The organism is Burkholderia sp. DN3021 (assembly GCF_049805555.1).
GTDB classification, from domain to species: Bacteria; Pseudomonadota; Gammaproteobacteria; order Burkholderiales; family Burkholderiaceae; genus Burkholderia; species Burkholderia pyrrocinia_C.
Map to the genome: position 1 here is coordinate 1 of NZ_JBNCAB010000149.1, position 8428 is coordinate 8428.

At 61.5% G+C, this 8428-nt stretch carries 11 protein-coding genes; 2 read left to right on the forward strand and 9 right to left on the reverse strand.

Annotated elements, in window-relative coordinates; translation table 11 throughout:
- The 8 genes from ACPUER_RS35290 to ACPUER_RS35325 form a co-directional block, all read right to left on the reverse strand.
- Positions 1-180 (reverse strand): hypothetical protein (locus ACPUER_RS35290; protein WP_425133392.1); only part of this gene is annotated, 180 nt, incomplete at its 3' end.
- A gap of 540 nt (positions 181-720) precedes the next feature.
- The gene (locus ACPUER_RS35295) at positions 721-2103 is read right to left on the reverse strand and encodes a type II secretion system protein GspD (protein ID WP_425133400.1); all 1383 of its coding nucleotides are present in this window, start codon (positions 2101-2103) and stop codon (positions 721-723) included.
- Positions 2100-3008 carry a zonular occludens toxin domain-containing protein gene (locus ACPUER_RS35300; protein WP_425133393.1) on the reverse strand — a complete coding sequence of 303 codons (909 nt, stop codon included), beginning with the start codon at positions 3006-3008 and terminating at the stop codon, positions 2100-2102. The genes ACPUER_RS35295 and ACPUER_RS35300 overlap by 4 nt, the downstream gene beginning before the upstream one ends.
- Entirely contained in the window at positions 3005-3286 is a 282-nt protein-coding gene (locus ACPUER_RS35305) for a DUF2523 domain-containing protein (RefSeq protein ID WP_045600462.1), read from the reverse strand. The genes ACPUER_RS35300 and ACPUER_RS35305 overlap by 4 nt, the downstream gene beginning before the upstream one ends.
- Entirely contained in the window at positions 3283-4983 is a 1701-nt protein-coding gene (locus ACPUER_RS35310; protein ID WP_425133394.1) for a virulence factor TspB C-terminal domain-related protein, read from the reverse strand. The genes ACPUER_RS35305 and ACPUER_RS35310 overlap by 4 nt, the downstream gene beginning before the upstream one ends.
- 73 nt (positions 4984-5056) lie before the next feature.
- Positions 5057-5329, reverse strand: coding sequence for a hypothetical protein (locus tag ACPUER_RS35315; RefSeq protein WP_425133395.1), 273 nt, complete (start codon positions 5327-5329; stop codon positions 5057-5059).
- Positions 5330-5393: 64 nt separating this feature from the next.
- Positions 5394-5603, reverse strand: coding sequence for a major capsid protein (locus ACPUER_RS35320; protein ID WP_425133396.1), 210 nt, complete (start codon positions 5601-5603; stop codon positions 5394-5396).
- Positions 5604-5686: 83 nt separating this feature from the next.
- On the reverse strand, positions 5687-5989 hold the full coding sequence (locus ACPUER_RS35325; RefSeq protein WP_124596560.1) for a cellulose synthase: 303 nt from the start codon (positions 5987-5989) through the stop codon (positions 5687-5689).
- A 506-nt stretch (positions 5990-6495) separates the two neighbouring features.
- Between ACPUER_RS35325 and ACPUER_RS35330 the strand changes: the two genes are divergently transcribed.
- Together ACPUER_RS35330 and cysC are read left to right on the forward strand one after the other, a co-directional pair.
- Positions 6496-7233: a helix-turn-helix domain-containing protein gene (locus ACPUER_RS35330; RefSeq protein ID WP_425133397.1), complete on the forward strand. Its 738-nt coding sequence runs from the start codon at positions 6496-6498 to the stop codon at positions 7231-7233.
- 37 nt (positions 7234-7270) lie between these two features.
- A complete protein-coding gene (gene cysC, locus ACPUER_RS35335; protein WP_425133398.1) occupies positions 7271-7813 on the forward strand; it encodes an adenylyl-sulfate kinase in 543 nt (180 codons plus the stop codon).
- Between the two features lie 213 nt (positions 7814-8026).
- Here the strand turns inward: cysC and ACPUER_RS35340 are convergent.
- Positions 8027-8428: aminotransferase class III-fold pyridoxal phosphate-dependent enzyme (locus ACPUER_RS35340; RefSeq protein ID WP_425133399.1), on the reverse strand; the 402-nt coding region annotated here is incomplete at its 5' end.

Genomic DNA, 8428 nt, shown 5'->3' on the forward strand with positions numbered 1-8428 from the left:
TTTTTTTTTTTTTTTTTTATTGTTTTTTTTGGTATGGGCGGCGTGGGTGTTTGGGTGGTTGTTTTTCTTTTTTGTTTTTTTTTTTTTTTTTATTTTTTTTTTTTTGGGGGGGGGGGGGGCGCGCCCCCCGCCCGGCGCGCTCTGCTGCGCTGGGCGAGCCGCCCGCAGCCATACCCCCACCCGTCTACCTGCAACCGCCCACGCCCTTGCCTATCGCGCCGAAACCGCATCGGCAGCAGCGGGCTTGCAGGAGAGAGGGCGTTTCCCTGCCGCGCCTTCGTTACACCCGATCGCGAGCACCCGCTACTCGGTCCGGCAGGCCGCGCTGAGCCGCGCGACAACCGCCACAACTCCGCAATCAGGCCGCCGCCCTACGTCGCTGCGATCCCGGCCGGACACTCCTGACGCTGGACGCCGCCCGTCGCGCCGCACCGCCTTACAATCTCACCCACAAAACTACCGAGAGGCCACAGATGAGCATGTACGACCGAGACTGGTATCGCGAGGAATACAAGGAGAAGGAGAAGCGTGCGCAGCAGGGCCATACGTCGCACAGCGCGCCCACGCCAACCGCACCACCCGCACAGCCCGCCCCCACAGCCGCCGTCGCCATATCCACGCTTTCGCCACTCAAAATCGCGGCAATCGCGCTGGGGGCCGGGGCATGCTCGTACCTTCAGGTATCGGCGTTCCTCGACCGCATCGATCCGCCGACCGCGATCAAATCCGTTGCACCTGCAGAACCAACAGAACCTCCGTCCGCTGCTTCGAGCTTGACCGACCATCAAGAAAGCTCGGCAGCCACGCGTAACCGCTACGCGCCGTCGCATTCCGATCCTGAATCAGCCCGCCCAGCACCACGACCTCGCCATCCGTCAGCCGTGTGACGGTCTGTAACTGACGCGTATTCTTCGTAGGCGACGTATCGACGCCGGTTTTCGTCGTGACGAAATCGGAGATTTCCTCATGCACGCGCAGCTCGATCACGTCACGCATCACGGTTGGCTCAACATCGAAAATCAACCCGGCGTCCTGATACGTGATCGACTGAACCGGCGTGCCGCTCGACCCTTGATAGCTCACGCTGGATTGCGTCGGCACCTGCTGCCCGACGTTCAGGCGCACACGCTCACCCGACGCGATCCGCACATGCGGCGAACTTATGACTTTGAATCGCGAATCGGCGTTGAGCGCGGATATCGCCGCGTCGATACCCGGCCCTGTGAATCGCACTGCGCTCGAGTCGGATGACGTGTCGCCACTCGAGATACGCAGTTGGCCGCCCAGCACCTTCGCCGCAATGCTCCACGCCGAATTGGCGGAATCAGTGTTGGTCACCTCATACGCCCAGCCACGCACCACCACCTCGCCGGGGGCCGTGTCCAGCTCAGGAACCACCTTGCGTAGCAACGCGACCTCATCACGCGAGCCGACGATAACTAGATCACTGCCACGCGCCTGAACACCACCCGCGACCGGTTGAACGAACGGCCCGCTATTTGGCATCGCGGCCGGCGCGCCCGGCACCTGTACCGCACCAACAGCATCACCGGCGACCGGGCCGACGGATACGGGCGGTAACATCGAACGTGCACCAATCAACGGCTCGACCAGTTCGCGTAACTCGCTCGCCTTCCTGTATCGCGGCTTGTACACGTACACATCGCGATCCGCTTTCGCGAGCACGGCGCCCGGCTTCTTCATCACGTAATCGACGCCGTTTTTGAGGACCACCTGAAAGCCGAGCGAATCGAGGAAATCCACCATCACTTCGCGCACGTCGCGGCTCTGGTCGTCCAGGCGGAATGACACAAGGCGTGTGTCGGTCAGCACGTCGGGACCGAGCACGTAAGGCGTGCGCATCGCGTCCTGATAGATCAGGTCAACCACCTGCGCCACCGTGACGAACCGCAGATCGAACGCCGTCCCGCGAACGTGCTTAAGCGGCGTGAGCGGCTGCTGCGCAGGCAGGGGCGACGCAGATACCGCGGCGGCCAAACCCGGATCAGCCGGCAGGGTCGGCAACGGCGGAACCGTGCCGGCCGCATGCACCCAACCACTCGACAGCATCAACGCGCCAAGCAGCGCAGCACATCGCCTCATCGCATACCCCCGTTTTGTTCTGTTTTTCCACCTTGCACGCCGGTCCACCCGCTTGCCGTCTTGCCGTCCACATCGCCAACCAGCCGCACCCCCTCGCCGCGAAATTCGGACGACGGAACCGCACGCAACCGGCCGTCCGCCGCCGCCACCACGACAAAGGACATCCCGGACACCGCGTAGCGCCCTGCTACCCGCCACTCAGCCGACTTGTTCGCATCAGCGGGACGCGGCGCAGTCGCAGGTTGCGATGACGCAACCGGCCCGGCTACCGTCGCTTCCGGCGCGACGCCGAAGCCCTCATGCGTCTTGTGATAGATCTTCACGGCCAGCACGACGAAGACGACCACCGCGACCGGTATAACAAACAGCGCTTTCGGTATGACTGCCTGTTTCTTCGTGTGCACTTCCGCACTGGTATAGAGCTTGAAAACCTCGCGCGGATAGGACCATTGGCGCTTCACTGCATCTTTCAGGCTGCTTGGGTTGTGACAGTGATCCCATTCGTACAGCATCGCGCGCTTGAGGCCGAACAGGTTGCGCACATGAACGTGTCGGCCGACGAGATCGCGCACCGTCTTGCTGATCCGCTGCGGATGCTGCGTGATGATGATGAAGTCCACGCCCATATGCCGATGGACGTGCAGTTGCTCAACATCCGGCGTCGGCTTCTGACTGGCCGTCGTCGGCGGGTAAATGCGCTGCGCCTCATCGATGACGATCAGGTCGTGGGCCTGTGCGTTCACATGCCATTGCCGCAGCCACGGCTCGTCAATCTCGACGTGCTCAACGGCAAGATCACGAATGCCGTCCACCAACACGCGACGCCCCTTTGCCAGCTTCGTCAGGAGCCACACCGCATACAGCGTCTTGCCGCTACCCGGCACCCCCGTAACCAGCGTGATCATTTGCTGAACACCATTTTCGTTGTGGACGTGAGTAGGTAGAACGACACGCGGGCCGACAAGCCGCCGAGCACATACGCGATTCCGTCGCCTACGCCGCCGAGCGCCAGCACGTTCGCGATATCAGCGGCCAATCCACCGACGCTCGCCGTCATCCACTGGATGACCTGATTCAGCGCCAAATCGATACCGGTTACGGTCAGGAAGCCGATTCCGAGCGCCACCAATACGCGCGTGACGATCGGACCAACCAGCGATACAAGCAAGGTCGCCCAACTCATGCCATAAGCCCCATAACGAAGATCAGACCCGCGCCGAGCGCCGACAACATGAGCACCAACGGCCGCAACCGCACCGCTAGATCGCAGATCGGTTGATAGCTGAACGAGAGATGCCCGCCGAACACATCGACTTCGTAAGGTTGCGGGCAAACGCCGCTGTTTAGGCCGATCGAGATCGGCGACAAAGAAACGCCCTTCGAATCGTGCTTCACGTCAACATCATTCGCACTACCGAGGGGTGCACAACCGGACGCGTCAGGATGCAAGGCGCATAGATCGGGCGACGGTTGCGGCTTCCCACCGTCTCCCGGATTCGTGCCGGTGCCGGGGTTCGTACCGGTGCCGGGGTCCGTGCCGGTGCCGGGGTCCGTGCCGGTGCCGGGGTCCGTGCCGGTACCGGGGTTCGTACCGGTACCGGGGTTCGTACCGGTGCCGGGGTTCGTGCCGGTGCCGGGGTTCGTGCCGGTACCGGGGTTCGTGCCGGTACCGGGGTTCGTGCCAGTACCGGGGTTCGTGCCGGTACCGGGACTCGTACCAGCGCCCGGATTACCGTTCGGCACCGGAAATCCCATCGATCCACCGCCCGCGCCCGGACTCACGGACGAGAACTCGCCTACGTTCGGAACCCACTGGGGATTCCGCTGATTCCAAGCATTCACATCGTCTTCGGTAACCGGGTATGTCGGATCGTACGGCACGCCCTGATAACCGGGCAGGGAGCTTGCCTGCTTCCATAGCTCGTTAGCGAGCGCTGCGACGATCTTCGGGTTCACCGGCGCAGCGAGATCGCTTTTAGGCAATTGCTCGACCGCCGACTTTACGGAAATCTGCTCCGTAGGACCCGTAGGACCGGGCGACACACATGAGCCCGAGATTGCCATTCCCGTATCGCACGAAACGGTGGCAGCCCCCGGAAGGGCAACAAACGTGTAGTCAAGCGGATCGGGATACACACCGTGTCGCCGCACCGTGCAGGTGCCTTCCCCCTCATCACAACCGAGGTCCTGAAAGTGCACAAACGGTTGCCCCGAATCCGCAAAGCTCTTATAGGAATTCTGCATGCAAGCCTGCTGCACCAACTTAAGGGTAGCGCCCTGAATCCTAACGCCACCACCGCAGTTATTCGCAACCCACGCAGGTTGTCCTTGCACGAGCTTTCCAGCCCGGGCGCCCGAAGACGTCGACACGTTCGTCGACGGCTTGGCTGGGAATAACCAGCGAATCAAGCCACCAAGCGCAATCTGCACGGACGAGCCAACAACAGAGCCGATCGCTGCGCACGCGGCAACACCCAAAAATCCACTTTCCAACGCGCAAGCGGCTGTCGCCACACCGCCCGCCATCGTCCCGCCCACGCCGGTGATCGTGTTCATATGCTTCACCGTCGCCTCAGCCACCGCGCCCAAGACGTCATAGCCCCGCTTCGCCTCAGTCGCGGCAATCACTCCCGATAACTGCATCGCAGAACGCGATTCCGTCTCAACCACAACGCGATCAACTGGCGTAGTCGCTCCAGTCGCCTCAACGATGCGATCGAGTGGCCCCGCCGGTTTGGCAGTCGTACCCGGCTCCATCACGACATTCCCGCGCGTGTCAAAGCGGACAAGCGCCTTAGGTGCCGGCGCCGGACCAGCCGCATTCGCCGTCGCCAGCGAAGCGAACAGCAGCGCCACGATGAGAAGGTGAATTAGCCTCATGACATCAAGATCAAACCGGCCGTGTACAAGGTGACGACAGTCACCGCGAATTCGATGTAGTACTGGATCACGATTAACTCTCCGAAGCGGAATCCACGAAGCGCCGCAGCGCGCGCAGGCCGAACGCGACCGCCAGCACCAGAAGCACCGCGCTACCGACCGCCATACCCGCTTCGATGCCACCCGAGACAGGCGCATCGCCGGTTGCCCCGTCGCTGACTAGTGTCAGGTGCGCGACCTGCTGCACCCCCGGCGAACCGTCCGACAACGTACACGGCACTTGAGCGCCAGTCGCCACCGAACCGGAGGCAGCGCCGCATACCACTACGTCGATACCCTGCGCCATATCCTCTCCAATGAAAAAGCCCCCGGCGTGCCAAGGCATACCGGGGGCCTATCGCGCCGCTCGATCAGCGGCCGATGAAGCTGCGCACCGTGCGGTAACCGAACGTCACCGCCGCCAGCGCGAGCACCGCACCGCCGACGAGAACGATGTTCGGGCCAATGCCATTGATGGCGGTCACGACCGACGTCACGTCCATCGTCGGCGTACCCGCGTCCGCCGCGAATGCGCCCGCGCTTGCGATCGTCGTAGCTGCTGCTGCAAACAGTTTCTTCATGTTGTTTCTCTCTCAGGTTCTAGCCCGGGTGTAGGGAGCCGTTCGCGCGGGCCAACTGCGAACAGCCGGGATTCCTTGACGGATTACGAAGCGGCGGAGGCAGCAGCCTTAGCCGTGGGTCGACCAAACGGCACCAGCGACACGATGCGCGGTTCGAGCTTGCCCTCCATCGACTGTTGCAGGGCGAATTCAGCGAGATACTCGCCAGTCGGAGAGTCTTTCAGTGCAGCGGGCAGATTGATCGTGCCTACGAGGATTTGCTTTCCGTCGCTGCTCTCCTGCTCCAGCACACATTGCGCCGTGTGGATTTCCCACGGCTGGCCGGTGCGCTTCGAAATGCCGCCGCGCTGGATCACTTGGAGAATGGTCAACTTTTGCTTGCTCATCACGGTACCTTTAATTTAGGACTGCTATTTACAATGAATAGAGCCGTTCAGGCTCCAACACAATGCGCGACGAACGCGCTAGAACTCGAAAAAGGTGGACGCTAGGTCAGCCGTCCACAAAACACCGCGTCATCCGAGGGTGAGTGTCAACGCGGCGCACTACAGGGGAAACGGGTTGCGAGGCTGGGAGACTTCCACCGGGACCAACGTGCAGAAAGCCGGTTTGCGGCCTGCCCGATCCAGAGCGGCGCGGGCCTTGTCGCGAGCACCGTCGACACTCCGGGCGCTCACATTGATGACGGCAACGCGGTTGTGACCGCACTGCGTGTAGGCATGAACTTGGTATTTCGGCACCACCTACCCCCGTTTGGCTGTGATCTGCCCCCGTCAGCGCGGGGTTTACCTTTCTCGTCAGACTGATAGACTGCGCGAATTCACGAATTACGTAAATTTACGACATGCGTAAATTGTATTTACGGCAACCGTAAATTGTCAAGAGCTATCGTATGAACATTTCTGACTTGATTGAGCAGGCACGGTCGTCGACCGGTTCGCTAGGCGCGCTAGCGGAAGTTATCGGCAAGCCTCAGAGCCGCATCAGCGAGTGGAAGAAGGGGACGGGCAAGCCGTCCGCGACGGACATCATGTTGATGGCCGAGGTGGCCGGTTTGCCGCCGCTGGAAACGCTCGCGGAAGTGGAAAGTCAACTAGACGCGGACCGTGCTTCGGTCTGGCAAAGAGCACTCAGCAGCCTACGCGCGGCCAGCGTCACAGGCGCGCTCGCCCTCTTTGTTTGGACAGGTTTAGGGATGGCGCCTGACCACGCACAGGCATCCATACCCTATCCAGATAGCTCGCTGCCTTCACACGGCAGGGGTCACTGGTTCGATCCCAGTACCGCCCACCAAAGAATTCAAGGGCCTGCGTCTCACGACGCAGGCCCTTTTCGTTTTGGTACTCGGCATTCACTACCCGCTCGCCCCTCCCCCGGCACGCATCCACTGCTTCGAACTCGATCAGCATGCTCGCTGCCATTGCCGGCGCCTTTATCTGACCTGCAGGTCCAGCTTCCGCACAAAGTTCAGACATATATTCAAACCATCACCAGGCTTTCAGCACGAAAAAAAACGAAAATTACCAGTGTAACTTTTGGTAACTGTTTAGTAACATTTGTAGAAATCCGGATGCATAGAATCGTTACGCCATATAACTGCCAGCCGAATCGGCATCGCATTCAGGCATGACTTGCGATGGTGGGCTGGCGATAGAAATTTCACACCCATGTCACCACAGAAGAACGGCTGCACCCTGTGGCTTACCGGCCTGAGCGGCGCCGGCAAGTCAACCCTCTCGCGCGAAATTGCCGGGAAGTTGCGCGCGCGCAATATTCCGACCTGCATACTCGACGGAGACGAATTGCGGGCGGGCGTTTCTCCCGATCTCGGCTTCACGCGGGAAGATCGCACCGAAAACTGTCGTCGCACCGCCGAAATCGCGAAATTGCTCAATACCCAGGGCTTTACCGTAATCGTCGCCCTGATCTCGCCTTACGAAGCCGACCGGCAGCGGGCACGGCAAATTGTCGGCGCGGACCGGTTCGTCGAGGTCTACTTGAAAACCGATATTGCAACTTGTTCCGCACGTGATCCGAAGCAGCTTTATGCAAGAGCGATCACCGGCCAGACGACGCGATTTACCGGCATCTCGGATCCATACGAAGTACCAACCGCTCCCGATCTCGTCGTTGAAACGGGAACGATGGATATCGCCTCTTCGGTAGCGCTCGTCATGGATTTCGAGCGGCAGCGATTCGCGCACGCGTAATCCCGGTCCGTCGTTATTTCACATCCAGGTGACGCGCTGCCCGCTTTCCAGCGATCGGGCCGGCCTCAAGGGCCGACCCGGGAACGCCAGGCAGCGTCGCCAGAACCTCACGCCTATCCGGCCCGCCGGAATTCATCGAATCTCCGTCGATAATGACGCACCGCGCTGCCGCATGATTGCGGCCGCACGCGCGTCGCGTCAATCGTTGCGCGACTACCCCACTCGCTCCGCCGTCGCGTCGAACGCGCGCGTCGCCTTGTCGACGATCTCGTCGACCTCCGCCTCGCGAATCACGAGCGGCGGCGACAGCAGCATTCGGTCGCCGGTCGCGCGCATGATCAGGTTGCCGTTGAAGCAGAAGTCGCGGCAGATCGTGCCGATATCGACATCCGCACCGAATCGCTCACGCCGGCCGCGGTCGCGCGCAAGCTGAACGCCGGCGACCAGCCCCGTTCCCGCAATCTCCCCGACGATCGGATGGTCGCCCAGCGCGTCGCGCAGCCGGCGCTGGAAATACGGACCGATGTCGTTCTTCACGCGCTCGACGATCCCTTCGTCGCGCAGCAGCTTCAGGTTCGCGACCGCGACGGCCGCGGCGACCGGGTGACCCGAGTA

Excerpts from the sequence above, each read along its gene's own strand:
- ACPUER_RS35295 (WP_425133400.1), bottom strand. The coding sequence starts at position 2,103 with ATGAGGCGATGTGCTGCGCTGCTTGGCGCGTTGATGCTGTCGAGTGGT.
- ACPUER_RS35300 (WP_425133393.1), bottom strand. The coding sequence starts at position 3,008 with ATGATCACGCTGGTTACGGGGGTGCCGGGTAGCGGCAAGACGCTGTAT.
- ACPUER_RS35305 (WP_045600462.1), bottom strand. The coding sequence starts at position 3,286 with ATGAGTTGGGCGACCTTGCTTGTATCGCTGGTTGGTCCGATCGTCACG.
- ACPUER_RS35310 (WP_425133394.1), bottom strand. The coding sequence starts at position 4,983 with ATGAGGCTAATTCACCTTCTCATCGTGGCGCTGCTGTTCGCTTCGCTG.
- ACPUER_RS35315 (WP_425133395.1), bottom strand. The coding sequence starts at position 5,329 with ATGGCGCAGGGTATCGACGTAGTGGTATGCGGCGCTGCCTCCGGTTCG.
- ACPUER_RS35320 (WP_425133396.1), bottom strand. The coding sequence starts at position 5,603 with ATGAAGAAACTGTTTGCAGCAGCAGCTACGACGATCGCAAGCGCGGGC.
- ACPUER_RS35325 (WP_124596560.1), bottom strand. The coding sequence starts at position 5,989 with ATGAGCAAGCAAAAGTTGACCATTCTCCAAGTGATCCAGCGCGGCGGC.
- ACPUER_RS35330 (WP_425133397.1), top strand. The coding sequence starts at position 6,496 with ATGAACATTTCTGACTTGATTGAGCAGGCACGGTCGTCGACCGGTTCG.
- cysC (WP_425133398.1), top strand. The coding sequence starts at position 7,271 with ATGTCACCACAGAAGAACGGCTGCACCCTGTGGCTTACCGGCCTGAGC.